Below are 17012 nucleotides of genomic sequence, written 5' to 3'. Positions count from 1 at the left end.
TCGTTACGCGGCCTCGGCCCCGCCGAGATAGGCGTCGCGGACGCGAGGATCGTCCTTCAGCGCCCGCGCGGGGCCGGAAAGCACGATCTTGCCGGTCTGGAGCACATAGGCCTCATGCGCGATCTCGAGCGCGAGGCTGGCGTTCTGCTCGACCATGAACACGGACACGCCCTCCTGGTTGATGGTGCGGATCAGCTCCAGCACGCGGTCGACATAGAGCGGCGACAGGCCCATGGTCGGCTCGTCCATCACGATCATCCTGGGACGGCTCATCAGCGCGCGCGCCATCGCCACCATCTGCTGCTCGCCGCCGGACAAGGAGCCTGCGCGCTGGGAGAGCCGCTGGCCGAGCTTCGGAAACAGCGTCAGCATCTTGTCGAGATCCTGCGCCACCGCATCGCGGTCGTTGCGCACGAAGGCGCCCATCAGGATGTTCTCGCGGACGGTCATGTCCGCGAACAGCCGCCGCGCCTCCGGCACCGAGGCGATGCCGCGGCGGACGATCTGCGGCGTGGAGAGGCCAATCAGCGAAGCGCCGTCGAACGTCACGTCACCGGACCGCGGCTTGACGAGGCCGAGGATGATCTTCATCGTCGTGGACTTGCCGCTGGCATTGCCGCCGAGCAGGCAGACGATGTGGCCGCGCGCGACCGTGATCGACAGGTCGAAATGCACCTGGGCCTGGCCGTAGAAGGTGTTGACATCAGACAGCGCGAGCAGCGGCCCGGAAGAGGAATTCGTCATGCCGCGCTCTCCTGCTCCGCCGCCCCCGACAGGCCGTGACCGAGATAGGCCTCGATCACCTTGGGATCGCCACGCACCTGTTCGCCCGGCCCTTCCGCGATCTTCTTGCCTTCGTCCATGACGATGACGCGGTCGGAGAGGCGCATCACCATCTCCAGCTTGTGCTCGATCAACAGGATGGTCAGCCCTTCCGCCTTCAGCTCGGCGACGAGCGCCTGCATCTCCGCGGTCTCGGTCGGGTTCATGCCGGCGGTCGGCTCGTCGAGCAGTAGCAGGCGCGGCTTGAGAGCGAGCGCACGGGCGATCTCGACACGGCGGCGGTTGGCGTAGGAGAGGCTGTAGGCCGGCTGGTCGATCCGCGGCAGCAGCCGTTCGCCGAAGCGGGCGAGGATGGCTTTCACCTCCTCGCGCAGCCGCTCTTCCTCGGCCTTGACGCTGGCGGGACGCAGCAGCGCCAGCCCCAATTCCAGCAGCGGGCCGATCACCGGCACCGCCGGATTGACCGCGCGCAGCCGCGTGTGCGCGCCGATCAGGACGTTGTCCATGACGCTGAGATTGCCGAAGACGCGGCCGAGCTGGAAGGTGCGGGCAATGCCGTCGGCCGCGAGGCGCTCCGGCGAAAGGCCGGTGATGTCCTGGCCTTCGAAGTGGACTTGACCTGCGTCGGGCCGGTCGAGCCCGGTCACGAGGTTGAACAGCGTCGTCTTGCCGGCGCCGTTCGGGCCGATGATGCTGACGAGCTCGCCCCTGGCGAGGTCGAGATCGATCTCGTCGACCGCGGTGAGGCCGCCGAAGCGCCGCGTCAGCCCGCGCAGCGACAGCATGGATGTGTGCTGCTCTGCCATCACATCGTTCCCAACAGGCCCTGCGGCCTGAACCGCACCAGTAGCAGCAGCACGATGCCGTAGATCAGGATGCGGTACTCCGCCGCGATCCGGAACAATTCTGGCAGACCGACCAGCGCCACCGATCCGACGATGGCGCCGACGACATTGCCGAGGCCGCCGAGGATCACGACCGTCAGCGCCAGGATGGACTGCTGCGTGTTGAAGGTCTCGTGGTTGATGTAGGAATAGAGATGCGCGGCGATGCCGCCGCTGACACCCGCCGCAAACCCGCCGAAGATGAAGGCCAGCGATTTGTAGCGGTTCAGGCTGAGGCCGTAGGCGCGCGCGGCGATGTCGTCGTCGCGGATGGCGCGAAAGCTGCGGCCGAGATGCGAGCCGAGCAGGCGCGCCTGGAGCAGCGCCAGAACGACCATGACCGCAAGGCTGAACCAGTAGACCGACGACGGGCTGACGAGGTCGTAGCCGAACAGCGACAGCGGCGGAATGCCGGAGATGCCGATCGGCCCGCGCGTGACGCTCTCCCAGTTCAAGATCACCAGCGACACGATCTCGCCGATGGCGAGCGTCGCGATCGAGACGTAGTGCCCGCGCAGGCGGAACGACGGCGAGATCAGAGCGGTGCCGAGCGCAGCGCTCATCAGGCCGCCACCGATGATGGCGAGGCCGACGGGAACGGCGAAGGTCAGCGACAGCAGCGCCGACGTGTAGGCGCCGATCGCGAGCAGCGCCGCATGTCCAAGCGAGACCTGCCCGATCGTGCCTGCAACGAGCGTGAGGCTGAGCGCGAGCATGCCGAGCAGCCAGGCGTTGATCAGGGTCTGGAGCACGTAGAAGGACACCGGGAACAGCGGCAGGATCGCAAAGGCAGCGGCCGCCACCAGCAGCGCCCAGCGCGGAATGCGCACCGGCCGGCTCGGCGCGATGAAAGTCCCGGTGAGCGGCTCGGGCGGCGCCTGCCGCGCGCTGGCGAACAGGCCGTTCGGCCGCAACACCAGCACGACAACCAGCAGCAGGAACGCGAACAGATTGCGGTAGCTGGTGCCGAACACGGCTACGCCGTAGCTTTCGACCAGTCCCAGCAACAGGCTCCCGATCACCGCGCCCGGCACGTTGCCGGCGCCGCCGACGACTTCGGCGACGACGCCCTTGAGTGTCGCCTGAAGGCTCATCGCGGTGTCGATCTGGTTGTAATACATGCCGACCAGCATGCCGGAGACGCCGCCGAGCGCCGCGGCGATGCCGAACACCGCCTGATTGACGCGGTTGACATCGACGCCCATCTGCATCGCGGCATCGCGGTCCTGCGCGGTGGCGCGCACCGCCCAGCCGAGCTTGCTGTAGCGCAGGAACACGAACAGCAGCAGCGCGCTGGTGATGCCGACGCCGGCGATGAGCAGATCGAGCGGGCCGATCGTGCCGCCGCCGATCTGGAAGCGGACGTCCGGCAACTGGCTCGGCAGCGCACGCGGGTTCGGCGAGAACGTCAGCATCACCAGCTGGTCGAGCACGAAGCTGATGCCGATGGTCGCGAGCAGCGGCGCGATGCGCACCGAGTTCTGGAGCGGCCGCAGGCCGAACCGCTCGATGATCAGCCCGACCAGCGCTGCGGCCACCGCGACCACTATGATGGTGAGCGGCAGCGGCGTATGCAGCTGCACCACCGCGACCCAGCCGATATAGGCACCGACCAGATAGATCGAGCCTTGCGCAAAGTTGATCAGCCGGCTGACGCCGAAGATCAGCGCGAGCCCGACCGCAACAAGGGCGTAGACATTGCCGACGATCAGCCCGTTGATCGTGTAGTCGAGCCAGGAAGACAAACGTTGGTCCCCGCGTAGGAAGGAAGGCAGCCGGAGCGGCGCGCTCCGGCCGTCAGGTCAGGTCGGCTTGCCGTCCCAGAGCGCGAACTGGCCCTTGCGCACGACCAGTTCTGCGTTCATGGCGCCCTTGACCCGGCGGCTCTCGACGTCGAACGTCGCCGAGCCGAAAATGACGCTCGACACATCCTTCACCTTGGCGAAGGCGTCGCGGATGGCGCGGCGATCGGTGCCGCCGATCCTCACGACCGCGGCCGCCATGTTCATCGCGTCGTAGGCATAGGCGTTGAAGGCGTCGGGCTCCTGCCCGTTGTACTTGGCCTTGAAGCCCGTGATGAATTTCTTCACCTCGGGCCTGGGATCCTCGGGGAAATAACGCGTGCCGAGATGGACGTCCTCGACCGCCTCGCCGCCGAGCTCCAGAAATTTCGGCGAGTATACCGAGCTTGCCGCGCAGATGGTCTGCTTCAGCCCGACCTGGCGGGCCTGGCGCGCGATCAGCGCACCGTCGGAATAGTAGGAGATCAGGATCAGCCCGTCCGGACTGGCGTCGCGCACGCGCACCAGAGTGGAGCGGAAGTCGCGCTCCTCCGCGATGTAGCCCTCGGTCACCGCGATCTCGGCGCCGTATTCCTTCGCCGCCTTGACGAAATAGTCGCGGCTGGTGCGGCCCCAATCGGTGTTGAGGTGGAGTATCGCGAGCTTCTTGAGACCGAGGCGCTTGACGGCATAGGCCGCCAGCAGCGGCTGCTCGTCGGCCTGGCTCACCGACGTGCTCCACATGAAGTCGCCACCCTTGGTGAAATCGGGGTGCGAATTGGTGAAACCGAACTGCACGAGGCCGCCGCGCTGATAGATCGGGGATGCCGCCATCGAGGCCGGGCTGGAGAAATCGCCGAGCTCCATGACGATCCGGGGATCGGACACGAACTTCTGGGCGATCGCCACCGACTGGCGCGGGTCGCTCTGGCTGTCCTCGAAGCTGTAGGCGAGCTTGTGGCCGTTGATGCCGCCGGCGGCCTGGATCTCGTCGAGTGCGAGATCGAAGCCCTGCTTCCACTGCGTGCCATATTGCGCGTTCGGCCCGGTCAGGGGGCCGCTGACGCCGAGCAGGATCGGCTCGGACGACTGCGCAAACGCGCTGCGCGAGAAGGCCGCTCCCGCCATCATGGCGGCGAGCGAGCCCTTGACCAGGGTACGGCGATCGATGTTGCTCATCTACGGCTCCATCCACTCAATGTTGAAACAAGCAGCAATTTCCATGCCGGTGAGATTGCCTATTTCGAGGGCTCACCGAGCGACAGCATCAGCCGGTTCGCCCAGTTGAAGAACGAGGCGCCGTTGATGACGTCGACGATCTCGGCATCGTCGAGACCGGCGCGGCGCAGCTCCTCGACATTGTCGGGCCCGAACGCGATCGGCGTCGCGGCCAGCGCCACCGAGGCCTTGACCACGGCATTCCAGCGCTCGCCGAGATCGGCCTCGACGCCTTCGTCGAGCAGCCGCTGCACGTCGTCGCGGCGCTTGGAATAGGTGCTGGCAAATCGCGCATGCACGGAGGCGCAATAGATGCAGCCGTTGTAGCGCGAGGTCGCGGCGGCTGCGAGCTCGCGCTCGGCGCGCGGCAGGCCATCGGCGACGTTGTAGAAGATGTCCTTGTCGGTCTTGGTGCGGGCTTCCAGCACCTCGGGATCGCGCACCAAGAGGCGGAAATATTCCGACTTGGCGCGGGCGCGATCGACCAGACCGGCGAAGTGCCGCTCGGTCAACTCGGCCTCGGGCAGCGGGTCGATCCACGACACCCAGCCGAGTTCGTCCTGGGTGAAGACGACGGGCGGATTGACGGTGTTTGCAGCGCTCATGATTGCGGTCTCCTTACGCGCCAGCCGCGGCGTTTGCAGTGCGCCCAAGCGAGGCGCCGAGCACGCGCAGGCCCGTGACGACGCGCACCTGGAACGACAGGAACGCAACGAGCTGGGAGAAGGTGACGATGCCGGTATTCGACCAGCCGGCGGCCAGCAGCGCCTTCATGTCGGCGGACGCGGCATCGCGCGGCCGGAACACCAGCAGATGCGCATGCTCAAGCGCCGCAACGAGCCGAGGACCGAGGTCGGGTTTGCGCTCTGCGCTGACGCGATAGATCAAACCGGCCGTGTTCTCCACCGACAGCGGTCCAGCCGGGAAAGCGCCGTGCGGGCCCGAGGTCGCGCCGCGCGCTATTTCGACCTCGATCGCTTCGACCAGGCGCGCTCCTTCGGCGGTCGCCGCGAGCTTTGCCCGGTAAAACGCGGCGACAACGGGCTCGCGGTGAAGACCGATCACGAAGAACGCGACCGCGGCGCGCTCAGAAAGCGAAAAATCGCCGGCGTCGATCGGCTCGAACAGCGACAGATAGCTCTTCTGCGCATTCTCGCGCGCCTGCACGCGCTTCGCGCGGATGCCGTCCAGGGCGGACCCCGGTTCGATCCCGGCGAGCGTGTCGATGATATCCTTCGTCGCCATCATTCAGCCTCGTACAACGCGATCATGTTCATTCCGACTATTGCTTGAGCGCGATCTTTTCGGAAAACCACCTGCGCACCTTGCGCGAACGCAGCCCTTCGGGTCCGGATCATGCTTTAGCCCGCCAGCGCCACGTCTTGCGCCGCCGTCCGGGTCCAGCCCAGCGCCGGCGCCACTTTGTCCGCGACCAGCTCGATCGAGCGCAGGACATAGGGGTGCGGTGCATCGACCGAATGCACCTGGAAGACCAGGTCGGTCACCCGCTCCAGCGTCGCGTCGCCACGCAGCGAGGCGATGACCTCGTCGGCGGCGCCGACATGGGTGTCGAACGCGGTGATCATCTCCGCCAGCGTCTCGCCCGGCGGAAGGTGACCGCCCTTCATGAATTGCGGCAGCGCGCGCCGCAGTCCAATGTCGGCAAGGCGCATCGCCTCACGATGGTCGTCGGCGACGAAGACGCTGCGCGAGGCCATGATGCGCGGCTCGCGTCCCGGCGGCAGCGCTTCGAGATAGGCGTCGATGATCGGGTTCTGGATCTCGGCCAGCGTTGCGCGCGGCGCCTCCTTGGCCCGCGGCTGGGTACGCGAAAGCAGGAGGCCATCGCCCGCCTTGCCGGCGCGGGCGCCGCCGGCGACCGAGAATGTCGCCTGCCAGATCCGGCCATCCAGTTGCGGCCGCTGCGGATAGAGCGTGTCGCCGCCGGTGAGCGGCTTGCCGGCGAGCGCAGTGCGGACGACCTCGAGATTGCGCGCAAAGATCTCGTTGCGCTGGGCACCATCGAGACCGAAGGCGGCAAAAGCCGACGGATTGCCGCCGGTGCCGACGCCGAGTTCGAACCGGCCGTCGCAGAGAAGGTCGAGCACCGCGGCGTCCTCCGCCACCCTCACCGCATTCTCCAGCGGCAAGGTGACGATGCCGGTGCCGAGGCGGATGCGCGAGGTCTGCGCGGCGACATAACCCAGGAAGGTGAAGGGCGACGGCAGGCCGCCCTCGCGCTCGTGAAAATGGTGCTGCGCGATCCACGCGGAATCGAGGCCGGCCTTCTCGGCGCGCACGATCTGCTCGGCCGCAAAGCGATAGCGGTCCGCCGGCGGCGCCTCGTCGAGAAGCCGCGTGAAGAAGCCCAGTCTTTTCAGATTTGCGAACCGTTTCATGCCAACCGCGCCCGACGTTGCAACAGCCCGCATGATGTCTGCTGCCGCAGCGCGAGGCAAGCAGCCGCCGCGCAGGGCTGCCACTCCGGAGCCATCCGTTCCTGCCGAAGATACGACGCCCGCTGCCTACCAGCTGGGCAGCACCGCCCCTTTGAACTTGGTCAGGACGAACTCCTTCACCTCAGGCGTATGGTAGCTGTCAACGAGCACCTTGACCCAGGGCTTGTCCTTGTCGGCGGTGCGAACCGCGATCAGGTTGACGTAGGGTCCCTTCGGGTCCTCGCGCAGGATCGGATCCTTGACCGGATCGAGGCCCGCCTGGGTTGCATAGTTGGTGTTGATCGCGGCTGCGTCGACGTCGTCGAGCGCGCGCGGCGCCTGCGCGGCGTCGACCTCGATGAACTTCAGCTTCTTGGGATTCTCGGTGATGTCGAGCACCGTGGGCTTGAACCCCGTGCCATCCTTCAGCTTGATCACGCCCTTGTCGCGCAGCAGCAGCAGCACGCGGCCGCCATTGGTCGGATCGTTCGGGATCGAGACCTTGCCGCCCTCCGGGATATCGGCGAAGGCCTTATGCTTCTTCGAATAGACGCCGATCGGGAAGTTCACGGTCAGGCCGACGGCCTCGATCTTGTAGCCGCGGTCGGCTTTCTGGTTGTCCAGATACGGCTGGTTCTGGAACGAATTGGCCTGGATCTCGCCGGCATCGAGCGCGGCGTTCGGCACCACATAATCGGAGAACTCGAGCAGCTGGATATCGAGCCCCTGCTTGGCGGCGATCGGCTTCACCGCCTCGAGGATCTGCGCGTGCGGCCCCGGCGTCACGCCGATCTTGATGGTCTCGGCTGTTGCTGTGGCCGACCAGGCGGCGAGCACGGTCGAGAGGATCAGGTGGAGGCGAAACGACATCTTGGTCTCCATACGTCTGCGACAATGATTGGAACCGTATTCGCTTCTCCGCAGGATGAAATCAATAAAATGGAAATCCATATTGGCGGCCTGGGCGGGCCACACCTTCTCCATTCGACGCCAAACAGAAAACGAATTCACGGCGCCCGACGGCGCTACAGTTGCTGACCAACGCGCTACTGCTGCCGGTGCCGGCCGTTGGCGTTGCCAGCATCAGGTGAGCCGCGCCTATTCGGACCGCCAGGTCGACGGCGACAGCATGACCAGGGCGCAGATCGCGGCATAGGCTGCGAGCGCCACCGCGACCATGGTGGCGAGCCCCGCCATGCCCGCGCCAAAGCTTGCCACCGCGATCCAGCCGCCGCCGGCCGCGATCAGGATCCGCGCGATCGAGGAGGCGAGCGGCCCCATGGCGCGCCCGGTGCCTTGGGCGGCGAAGGACGTGACGAAGCCGAAGCCGAGCGCGGCATAGGCCGGCGCCACGATGCGCAAATAGGTCATGCCTTCGCTCACCACCTCGGCATCGCGGCTGAAGAGATTGAGCCAGGCGGTCGGGAAGATCGCGACCAGCAGGCCGATCGTCCCGGTCATGACCATGCCGACGATGCCGCTGATCCAGCCGATCCGGCGCGCCCGCGCGGTCTGGCCCGCGCCCATGTTGACGCCGACCATGGTCAGGGTCGCCGTGCTGTGCCGAACAGCAGCGGGATCATGATGTAGTCGAGCCGCGAGGCGATGCCGTAGCCGGCGAGCGCGGAGGTGCCGAACAGGCCGACCGCGCCGGTGACGAGGATGACGGTGAGGTTGGTCAACACCGCGTTGAAGGCGGTTGGGATGCCGACCGTCAGCATGTCGCCGAAGATTTTTGGGCGCAGCGGCACGATGTGCAGCTTCAGGCCTGTCGCACCCGATGCCATGTAGCGCAGCAGGAACAGCATGGCCGCGCCATAATAGAGGCCGAAGGCGACGCCGGCGCCGCCGATGCCGAGCCGCGGGATCGGCCCGAGGCCGAAGATCAGCGCCGGCGAGACCGGGATGGTCACGATCGCGCCGACCAGCGTCACCAGCGCGGGCACCTTGACGTTGCCCGAACCACGCAGTGCCGCCGCCTGGAGGTTGACGATCCACACCGGAATGGCGCCGGCGAACAGATAATTGGAATAGGTGGTGGCCGCAGCGAGCGCATCGCCCTGGCCGCCGAGGGTACGGTAGAGCCACGGGCCACCGAGGATCACGCCGAGCGTGAACACGCCGCCGGCGAGGATGGCGAGCACGACCGCATGAAACAGCGCCGCCTCGGCGTCATCACGGCGCCCCGCCCCGACCGCGCGCGCGACCGAGGACGCAACGCCAGAGCCGAACCCGCCGTTCGACATCATGGTCATCAGCATGAAGATCGGGAATACCAGCGCGGCGCCCGCCAGCGCGTCGGTACCGAGGAACCCGACATAATAGGCCTCGGCAATGTTCACCGCGGTCTGCGCCACCAGCACGGTCACGGTCGGCGCAGCCAGCTTGAGCAGCGTGGGGAGGATCGGCGCGATCAGCAGTGCCGCTCGCCGCTGCTCCGCCGCGCTTGGGGTGACGGCGGCGCCTGGCGCGGCCGCCTGGCGAAGCGGAGCCGCGGCATGGGCCGCGACTTGCGCGGCGGGCAAGGCTGGGGCGGCGGCATCCTCGACTGACATGGCCATGGTCCTTGCGTGCCTGCCGGACCGCCGCCGATCGGCCGCCCATTGCATTACGGCCATAATGTAATATTATGATCGTAATGCAATAGCCCCCTCCTCACGATTTCGTTGACCGGGGTGGGCATCCCAAGGAGGCGCGATTGGCGCGGTACGACAAGGGACACCGGGACGCGACGCGGCGGCACATCATCGACGTCGCCTCGGCGCAGTTCCGCGAGAGCGGCATCGCCGCCGTCGGTCTCGCCGGCATCATGTCCGAGGCCGGCCTGACCAACGGCGCCTTCTACACACATTTCGAATCCAAGGAGGATCTGGTGCGCGCGGTGCTGCTGGATGCGCTTGAGCGGCGCGAGCAGCGGCACAAGGACAATCTCGAAAACGGCATCGCGCTGGAGACCACGATCCGCGACTACCTCTCCCCGCGCCATCGCGACCACGCCGGGACCGGCTGCCCGACCGCGGCGCTGGCGTCCGAGATCGCGCGGCATCCGAAGACGACGCGCGATGCCTTCACCGCAAAGATGTCCGACATCATCATGCTGATGGCGGCGCAGATGCCGGATGGCTCGGCTGCGGAGCGCCGGCGGCGCGCGATGTCGGTCTATGCGACCATGGTCGGCGCGCTGCAATTGTCGCGGGCCGTGAGCGACAAGCAGTTGTCGGAGGAAATTCTGGAGAACGCGGTGAAGGCCGCGTTGACGCTTGCGAATGGGCGGTGACGCGTTCGAAATCTTCGGCGACCCAACTGCGGCCGCTCTCCGACCCAGCTAGACGATGCCGCTTTGCCGGAGCGCGGCGATCGCGGCCGCGTCATAGCCGAGCTCCGCGAGGACACGATCGGTATGCTCGCCGAGCGTCGGCGGGCGGCTCGCGATGTCACCCGGCGTTTCCGACAGCCGCACTGCGGCCCGCGCCACCGGCGCGGGCTTCGGCAGGCCCGGATAGTCGATATCCTGCATGAAGCCTGCGGCGCGAATGTGCGGATGATCCAGCGCCTGCTGCGGGCTGAGCACCGGTCCGGTCGGAATCATGGCCTTGCCCAGCGTGTCGACGGCCTCCTGCGTAGTGCGCTCGGCGCACCAGCGCGCCATCCGCTCGCTGATGACGGGGCCGTTGTTGCCGCGGCTGATGTCGTCGGCAAAACGCGGATCGTTCAGCCACTGCTCCTCCTCGCCCATCAGCTTGGCCCAACGCTTGAACAGCGGATGCCCCGTGACCTGGCACAGCACCCAGCCATCCCTGGTGCGGTAGATGTCGGCTGGAGCTGCGGTCTGGCCGAGATTGCCAGTCGGAACACGGTTGACGTTGATGACGGCCTGCTCGATCAGCGTGGCATTGGTGAAGGACAGCGCGGTGGCCAGCAGCGCGCCCTCGACGATCTGCCCGCGCCCGGACTTGCCGCGCTCGATCAGCGCGGCGAGCGTGCCGAACGCGCAGTGCAGCGCGGTTCCGAAATCGACCCAGTTCACCGCGGCGCGGTAGGGCGGATCACCGCCGCCGGTCATGTACACCGAGCCCGACATGACCTGGCCGACACCGTCGAAGCCGACGCGGTCGGACCAGGGCCCCGGCCCGCCGAATGCGGTTGCCGTCGTCAGGATGATGTCGGGCTTGATCGCGCGAAGCGAGTCGTAATCGAGCTTCATCGCGCGCAGGGTCTGCGGCGACAGGTTGGCGACGACCACGTCCGCGGTCGCAACCAGGCGGCGCATCACCTCCTGCCCCTCCGGCTTCATCGGATCGAGCGTGATGCACTTCTTGTTGCGGTTGACCTGGAGGAACAGCGCGCCCTCGCCGCCCGCGCCGACCGGCACCACGAAGCGATCCTCGCTGCCGTCGCGCTTTTCAACGCGAATGACCTCGGCGCCGAATTCGGCCAGCAAGGTCGCGCAATAGGGACCCGCGATATAGCGCCCGAAATCGAGGACGCGCACGCCTTCCAGAACTCCCCCCATTGACCCTTTCCTTGATGTCTTCCGCCTAGATTACAGGGAATGGTTGCCGCGGCAAGGTGGCCGACGGCATTCCCCGATCAGCAGATGTGATCGGCCGACGGTTCGACTGGCCGATATTCTGCTCTAGTGCTGTCGCTCACCGGTGACGTTGCAGCGCGATTTGAAGCGGGCGCGGATAGTTCTGTTGGCGGCGGGTGGGCGCAGCACCCGGTCGATCGCCAAGGAAGTTGGGGTCTCGCCGCGGATTGTCAGCCTTTGGCGGCATCGCTATGCCGACCATGGCCTTGAAGGGCTGCAAGACAAGCCGCGGCCTGGCAAGCAGCCGATCTATACGAAGACGACCGACAAGCGGATTCTGAAGCTGCTGGATAAGCCGCCACCGCAAGGGTTTGCGCGCTGGACCGGCCCCCTGCTGGCCGAGGCGCTGGGCGATGTCGATGTCCAATATGTCTGGCGGTTCCTGCGCAGCCACAAGATTGACCTGGTGGCTCGCAAGTCCTGGTGCGAGAGCAACGACCCGAACTTTACGGCCAAAGCCGCCGATGTTGTCGGCCTCTATGTCGCGCCGCCGGCGAAGGCCATTGTGCTGTGCGTGGACGAGAAGCCCTCGATCCAGGCTTTGGAGCGAGCGCAGGGTTATCTGAAGTTGCCCAATGGCCGCGCCTTGACCGGCCAAAGCCACGATTACAAGCGGCATGGCACCACAACATTGTTTGCGGCGCTCGAAGTCGCCACCGGAAAGATCATCGCGACCCATTCAAAACGCCGGCGCCGCGTCGAGTTTCTCGATTTCATGAACAGCGTCACCGCGGCTTTTCCGAACCGCAAGCTTCACGTCATCCTCGACAACCTCAACACCCATAAAAAGAACGAGGACTGGCTCAAGGCCCACCCCAACGTGCAATTTCATTTCACGCCGACAAGTGCGTCATGGCTCAATCAGGTCGAAGTATGGTTTTCCATCTTGCAGGGGCAGTCGCTCAGCGGCACCTCCTTCACGAGCCTCAAGCAGCTTCAGGAACACATCGATGCCTACGTCAACGCATACAACGACAGAGCCGAGCCCTTCGTCTGGACCAAGAAAAAGGTCCGTCAACGCCGTTTCAAAGGCCGCCGTATCACTCAGCTCTGATTCCGGGTACTAGTATGACCCGTCCGTCCCACACCCAGAGCCGCAGCCATGCCGCAACAGTTCGATCGATCCGCTGAAGACCTCGGCAACGCGATCCATTTCGAGCACGTCAACATCCAGGTCCCGGATCAGCGCCTGGCGACGTTATTCTACGTCACGGGACTTGGGCTCACCCGCGATCCCTATCTGATGGTGTCGGACACCAACATGTGGGTCAACGCCGGGCGGAGCCAGTTTCACCTGCCGAGCGGCAGGCCGCAGGTGCTGCGCGGCCATACCGGCCTCGTCATCGAGGGCCGCGAGGCGTTGCTGGCGCGATTGGCATCGGTCGCGAAGAAGCTCCAGGGGACGGCATTCACGTTCGCCGAGCACAATGACCATGTCGAGGCCGTCTGCCCATGGGGCAACCGGATGCGTGTCTATGAACCTGACGCGGCGCGGTTCGGCCGCATCTCGCTCGGCATTCCCTATGTCGAGTTCGACGTGCCGATCGGAACGGCATCGGCGATTTGCGCCTTCTATCCTGACATCATGGGCATGCCCTCAGGCATGCGGAATGGCGACGGCACGGTTGCGGCGGTGAAGACGGGCCGCGACCAGCACCTGCTGTTCCGCGAGACCGATCGGCCGCAGGGCGAGTATGACGGGCACCATGTGCAGATATACATCACCGACTTCTCCGGCCCCTATCGCAAGCTGCTCGCGCGCAACCTGATCTCGCGCGAGGACAATCAATACCAGTACCGGTTCTGCGACATCGTCGATCTCGACAGCGGCAAGAAGCTGTTCACGGTCGAGCACGAGGTGCGCAGCGCGACCCACCCGATGTTCATGCGGCCGATGGTCAATCGCAATCCTGTCGTCACCAACCGGAACTACGCGTTCGGCCATGATCAGACGTCATGGGCGATGGGGCCGGATCAGTACGACGGATAGCGCGTTCAGGCTTCGCGGTAATCCAGCAGGATCAGCCCGACCAGGATGAAGGCGACCGGCCAGATCCAGGCCGCCGCCCGCCTGACCCGGCCGTCGAGACGCAGTTCGAGCCAGCGGGCCCAGCCGGCGGCGACGCCGCAGAGCGCAAGCGGGGTGTGGCTCATCTCGATGAGCAGCTGGTCCTTGATTGCGATCGCATGAGAATGCGCGAGCAGCAGGGCGCCGCCGAGCGCCGTGGTCAGGGGAAACACCAAGGCCGCCGGCCCGGCCTTGGTGCCGCGCAGCCGCACACGCCATTCGAACAGGCCGAACACGGCGATGAGCAGCACGAAGATGCGATGCTGCGTCACCTCCGGATCACGCAGCGACTCGAAGAAGCCCGCCGGGCCGAGCGGCCAGGCCTGCTCGTCGGCGCGGAAGAACAGGAAGGCCGCCATCGCGAGGAAGAACAGCGGCCAGTGCCGCGCCCAGCGCCCCCAGCGGAAATGCTCGACCAGCGCCAGGAGCCCGATCAGCACCACGAAGACGCCGGCCCAGTGATGGTTGTACTCCGACCAGGCGATATCTTCCGCATTTCGCGGCAGGATCGTGCCCTCACCGGGAACGTAGGCCGATTGCGCGCTCGCGCGCCCGGCGTCCGCCAGCGTGATCTTCGCCTGGAGCTGCGCGACGGTCAGTTTGTCGTAATCCGGGCTGGTCAGGCGCGGCGGCCATTGCGGCGCGGCGCGCTCGACGATCTCATGCCAGTCTAGGCGATCATGAGGGAGATCCGCGCCCGGCGGCAATGACGTCAGGGACGCCGCAGCAAGCAGCACGGTGATGCCGATGCCGATCTCGACCTCGGCGAAACGCTTCAGGCGAAAGATCGGCGTCGTGGGGTCGCGGCGCAGACGTTCGACGAGGAAGTAATTGCTCGCGCCAAGCATCAGCAGCATCAAGAGCAGCCCGACCTTCGCCAGTGTCATGACGCCATAGGCGGTGCCGTAGACCGCCGCGACGGAGCCGATATAGTTCGCCGCCATGACCAGACCACCGGAGACGATCGCCGCGACCGCCGCCATCGACATCAACGAATAGCGGCGCGCAATGAGGCGCCAGTCACCGGCGTCCTTGCAGCCGTTCAGCGCGATCAGGAAATAGGGCAGACCGCCGATCCAGGCGGCCGCCCCCGCCATGTGACCTGCGTCGGACAGCAGCAGCGGCCAGCGCACATCCGGCCGGCTGGCCGCATGCGTGAGCCGGGTCTGCATCGCGAGCGCCAGCACCGACAGGGCGAGAAGCGCGGCCGACCGCACCCGGTGCGCGGGGCCTTTCGTCAGGACGGCGATGCCGGCTGCGCAAGCCGCGATCACGAGGTCAGCGCGGCCAAAATCGGCAGTGACCGCTTCGCTCCAGGGCACCTGGAGCGTTCCGACGAGCGCGGCCGCGTTGAGCGCCAGCGAGGCGACGGTGAGGAGCGCCCATGCGACGGCGCTGAACCGCAGGAACGCGCGGCATCGCTCCTCGATCGAGAGGCCGAAGACGGAGAGCTGCGGCTGCAGCGGCCCCCACAGCAACAGCTGAAACGCGAGACCGCCGAGGGTGAACGACTGGGCGATCAGGATCAGGCCCCGCAGGACCACCGACAGATAGCCGAAGATGTCGAGGAGCAGGTACACGGCCGTGGTTTCAGCGGACGGTGAACGGAATGTCGCCGCGGGTGATGTGCCCGTCGACGCTCAAAACCTGCCAGCGCAGGTGCCATGTCCCCGCCGGCAGCAGCGTCTCATCGGCATTGAGCTCGTCGGCGGGCGCATCGGAAGCCGGCCTCAGCGCGCGCGACGCACCATCCGGTGCCAGCAGCGTCAATTTCGAGCGCGCGTGATCGATCCGGCTGTTGAAGTGCAGGCGGATCGCGACGATGTCGCCGGATATTGTCGCGCCGGTTGTCGGCGAGGACGAGACGATGATGGCGTGGGCCTGGGACGCGTGTGGATGAGCAGGAAGCCACAGGGCAGTTAGAACGAATGCGATTCGGAAGAACCCGCGCATGATGCTCACTCGCTGTCGACAGCCGTCTCTTTCACCCGCCCCCTGGCGTGTGAACTTTACCGGACGCTATGTTGGAGCGAGTTGGTTGTTCGCAAGAGCGCGAGGAATTTGGATCCGATCGCGGATCGCGGAAAATCGCCGATTGTTGCCGTTGCGACACACTCAGGTGCGATCACCCCGCCGCGGCGTCCCTGCTCAGCGCGTCAGGATCGACCATGCGCCGCCGGGCGCCCGGAGCGATACGGCGATAGAGCACGACCGAGACGAGCCAGGCGAGCGCGAACAGCGCGATCACGGCGAAGCCGAAATTGGCGAGCGAGTCGTTGACGGCCTCGACCAGTGACCACAGCCCGCCGGACAGGCCGAGCCGGTCGCCGATGAGCCCCAGCGCCTCGATGCCGCCGATGAACAGCGCGACCGCGATCGAGGCGCACGGTGATCGTGAGGTTGTACCAGAGCTTGCGATAGGGATCGACGAAGGCCCAGCGATAGGCGCTCACCATCAGCGCGGAATCGGCGGTGTCGACCAGCGCCATGCCGGCGGCGAACAGGGCGGGGAACACCAGCACATGCGCGAGCGAGGCGCCGCGCGCGGCTTCGGTGGCGGAGATGCCGAGCAGGCCGATCTCGGTCGCGGTGTCGAAGCCGAGCCCGAACAGCAGGCCGAGCGGATACATGTGCCAAGGTTTGGTAACGAGGCGGAACATCGGGCCGAGCAAGCGCGCCAGGAATCCACGGGCCGCGAGCAGCGCCTCGAGCTGCGCGGCGTCATGAATGCCTTGCTCGCGCACCTCGCGCAGGATCCGCCACAGGCCGACGAAGATGGCGAGATTGATCGCCGCGATCACCAGCAGGAACAGCGCCGACACCGAGGTGCCGATCAGGGCGCCGATCTCCTTCAGCAGGCTGTCGCCGCCGAGGCTCACGACGCCGAGCGCGAGCAGCATGGTCGCGGCCAGGACGACCGTGGAATGGCCGAGCGCGAAATACAGGCCGACGCTTCGCGGCGCGTCGCCCGCTTGCATCAGCTGCGCACGACATTGTCGATCGCGGCGATGTGGTCGGCATCGACGGCGTGACGCAGGCCGAACACCCAGGCGAGCAGCGCGGTAGCCATCACCGCGGGCCGGTCGCCGAACATCGCGAAGGCGAAGACCCATGCGGCGATGTTGGCGGCGATCAGCCCGCCGAACAGCACGCCGGGCTCGAACGCTTGCCTCGCAACACCACCTGACTGAATCACGTCACCCCTCCGAGTATGATGTTCATACCAATCCATCATACTCGCCGGCAAGA

General features: G+C 66.3%; 13 protein-coding genes and 3 pseudogenes. 3 read left to right on the top strand and 13 right to left on the bottom strand.

Annotated elements, in window-relative coordinates:
• Positions 1–3 precede the first annotated feature (3 nt).
• The 9 genes and pseudogenes from ACFLEY_RS09525 to ACFLEY_RS09485 all read right to left on the bottom strand — a co-directional run bounded on the left by ACFLEY_RS09525 (position 4) and on the right by ACFLEY_RS09485 (position 9659).
• A complete protein-coding gene (locus ACFLEY_RS09525) occupies positions 4–744 on the bottom strand; it encodes an ABC transporter ATP-binding protein (protein ID WP_011089634.1) in 741 nt (246 codons plus the stop codon).
• A complete protein-coding gene (locus ACFLEY_RS09520) occupies positions 741–1589 on the bottom strand; it encodes an ABC transporter ATP-binding protein (protein WP_060908747.1) in 849 nt (282 codons plus the stop codon). Before ACFLEY_RS09520 ends, ACFLEY_RS09525 begins: the two co-directional genes overlap by 4 nt.
• The gene (locus tag ACFLEY_RS09515) at positions 1589–3412 is read right to left on the bottom strand and encodes an ABC transporter permease (RefSeq protein ID WP_060908748.1); all 1824 of its coding nucleotides are present in this window, start codon (positions 3410–3412) and stop codon (positions 1589–1591) included. The genes ACFLEY_RS09520 and ACFLEY_RS09515 overlap by 1 nt, the downstream gene beginning before the upstream one ends.
• 57 nt (positions 3413–3469) lie before the next feature.
• Positions 3470–4627, bottom strand: a complete 1158-nt coding sequence (locus tag ACFLEY_RS09510) for an ABC transporter substrate-binding protein (RefSeq protein WP_011089637.1) — start codon at positions 4625–4627, stop codon at positions 3470–3472.
• Between the two features lie 59 nt (positions 4628–4686).
• Entirely contained in the window at positions 4687–5271 is a 585-nt protein-coding gene (locus ACFLEY_RS09505) for an alkylhydroperoxidase domain protein (protein WP_011089638.1), read from the bottom strand.
• Between the two features lie 13 nt (positions 5272–5284).
• Positions 5285–5911, bottom strand: coding sequence for a CMD domain protein (locus ACFLEY_RS09500; RefSeq protein ID WP_211434290.1), 627 nt, complete (start codon positions 5909–5911; stop codon positions 5285–5287).
• A 116-nt stretch (positions 5912–6027) separates the two neighbouring features.
• On the bottom strand, positions 6028–7065 hold the full coding sequence (locus ACFLEY_RS09495; RefSeq protein ID WP_060908749.1) for a putative FMN-dependent luciferase-like monooxygenase: 1038 nt from the start codon (positions 7063–7065) through the stop codon (positions 6028–6030).
• Positions 7066–7191: 126 nt separating this feature from the next.
• Positions 7192–7986 (bottom strand): MetQ/NlpA family ABC transporter substrate-binding protein, encoded by a 795-nt coding sequence (locus tag ACFLEY_RS09490; RefSeq protein ID WP_060912688.1) that lies wholly within the window; start codon positions 7984–7986, stop codon positions 7192–7194.
• A gap of 216 nt (positions 7987–8202) precedes the next feature.
• Positions 8203–9659: pseudogene (locus ACFLEY_RS09485) on the bottom strand (MATE family efflux transporter).
• 143 nt (positions 9660–9802) lie between these two features.
• Here ACFLEY_RS09485 and ACFLEY_RS09480 point away from each other — a divergent pair.
• Positions 9803–10381 (top strand): TetR family transcriptional regulator, encoded by a 579-nt coding sequence (locus ACFLEY_RS09480; protein WP_060908750.1) that lies wholly within the window; start codon positions 9803–9805, stop codon positions 10379–10381.
• A 48-nt stretch (positions 10382–10429) separates the two neighbouring features.
• On the opposite strand, the gene ACFLEY_RS09475 is transcribed toward ACFLEY_RS09480, so the two are convergent.
• Complete coding sequence (locus tag ACFLEY_RS09475) at positions 10430–11617, bottom strand: CaiB/BaiF CoA-transferase family protein (RefSeq protein WP_211434289.1); 1188 nt, start codon at positions 11615–11617, stop codon at positions 10430–10432.
• A gap of 130 nt (positions 11618–11747) precedes the next feature.
• Between ACFLEY_RS09475 and ACFLEY_RS09470 the strand changes: the two are divergent.
• Both ACFLEY_RS09470 and ACFLEY_RS09465 read left to right on the top strand, forming a co-directional pair.
• Positions 11748–12749 (top strand): annotated as a pseudogene (locus tag ACFLEY_RS09470) (IS630-like element ISRj1 family transposase); the annotation flags it as partial.
• A 48-nt stretch (positions 12750–12797) separates the two neighbouring features.
• Positions 12798–13685, top strand: a complete 888-nt coding sequence (locus tag ACFLEY_RS09465) for a VOC family protein (protein ID WP_060908753.1) — start codon at positions 12798–12800, stop codon at positions 13683–13685.
• Between the two features lie 5 nt (positions 13686–13690).
• On the opposite strand, the gene ACFLEY_RS09460 is transcribed toward ACFLEY_RS09465, so the two are convergent.
• The 3 genes and pseudogenes from ACFLEY_RS09460 to ACFLEY_RS09450 form a co-directional block, all read right to left on the bottom strand.
• Positions 13691–15343, bottom strand: a complete 1653-nt coding sequence (locus tag ACFLEY_RS09460) for a copper resistance D family protein (protein WP_211434080.1) — start codon at positions 15341–15343, stop codon at positions 13691–13693.
• 10 nt (positions 15344–15353) lie between these two features.
• Complete coding sequence (locus ACFLEY_RS09455; RefSeq protein WP_060908755.1) at positions 15354–15716, bottom strand: copper resistance CopC family protein; 363 nt, start codon at positions 15714–15716, stop codon at positions 15354–15356.
• A gap of 172 nt (positions 15717–15888) precedes the next feature.
• A pseudogene (locus ACFLEY_RS09450) lies at positions 15889–16995 on the bottom strand (HoxN/HupN/NixA family nickel/cobalt transporter).
• Positions 16996–17012: the final 17 nt, after the last annotated feature.

This window comes from Bradyrhizobium sp. YCK136 (assembly GCF_044570075.1).
Classification (GTDB): domain Bacteria; phylum Pseudomonadota; class Alphaproteobacteria; order Rhizobiales; family Xanthobacteraceae; genus Bradyrhizobium; species Bradyrhizobium diazoefficiens.
Note: the sequence above shows the minus strand (reverse complement) of the source record. Positions and strands in the feature narration are given on the sequence as shown.

What these genes read in the sequence shown, in the direction of transcription:
- ACFLEY_RS09525 (WP_011089634.1), bottom strand. Translation starts at nt 744, where the DNA reads ATGACGAATTCCTCTTCCGGGCCGCTGCTCGCGCTGTCTGATGTCAAC.
- ACFLEY_RS09520 (WP_060908747.1), bottom strand. Translation starts at nt 1,589, where the DNA reads ATGGCAGAGCAGCACACATCCATGCTGTCGCTGCGCGGGCTGACGCGG.
- ACFLEY_RS09510 (WP_011089637.1), bottom strand. Translation starts at nt 4,627, where the DNA reads ATGAGCAACATCGATCGCCGTACCCTGGTCAAGGGCTCGCTCGCCGCC.
- ACFLEY_RS09505 (WP_011089638.1), bottom strand. Translation starts at nt 5,271, where the DNA reads ATGAGCGCTGCAAACACCGTCAATCCGCCCGTCGTCTTCACCCAGGAC.
- ACFLEY_RS09500 (WP_211434290.1), bottom strand. Translation starts at nt 5,911, where the DNA reads ATGGCGACGAAGGATATCATCGACACGCTCGCCGGGATCGAACCGGGG.
- ACFLEY_RS09495 (WP_060908749.1), bottom strand. Translation starts at nt 7,065, where the DNA reads ATGAAACGGTTCGCAAATCTGAAAAGACTGGGCTTCTTCACGCGGCTT.
- ACFLEY_RS09490 (WP_060912688.1), bottom strand. Translation starts at nt 7,986, where the DNA reads ATGGAGACCAAGATGTCGTTTCGCCTCCACCTGATCCTCTCGACCGTG.
- ACFLEY_RS09475 (WP_211434289.1), bottom strand. Translation starts at nt 11,617, where the DNA reads ATGGGGGGAGTTCTGGAAGGCGTGCGCGTCCTCGATTTCGGGCGCTAT.
- ACFLEY_RS09465 (WP_060908753.1), top strand. Translation starts at nt 12,798, where the DNA reads ATGCCGCAACAGTTCGATCGATCCGCTGAAGACCTCGGCAACGCGATC.
- ACFLEY_RS09455 (WP_060908755.1), bottom strand. Translation starts at nt 15,716, where the DNA reads ATGCGCGGGTTCTTCCGAATCGCATTCGTTCTAACTGCCCTGTGGCTT.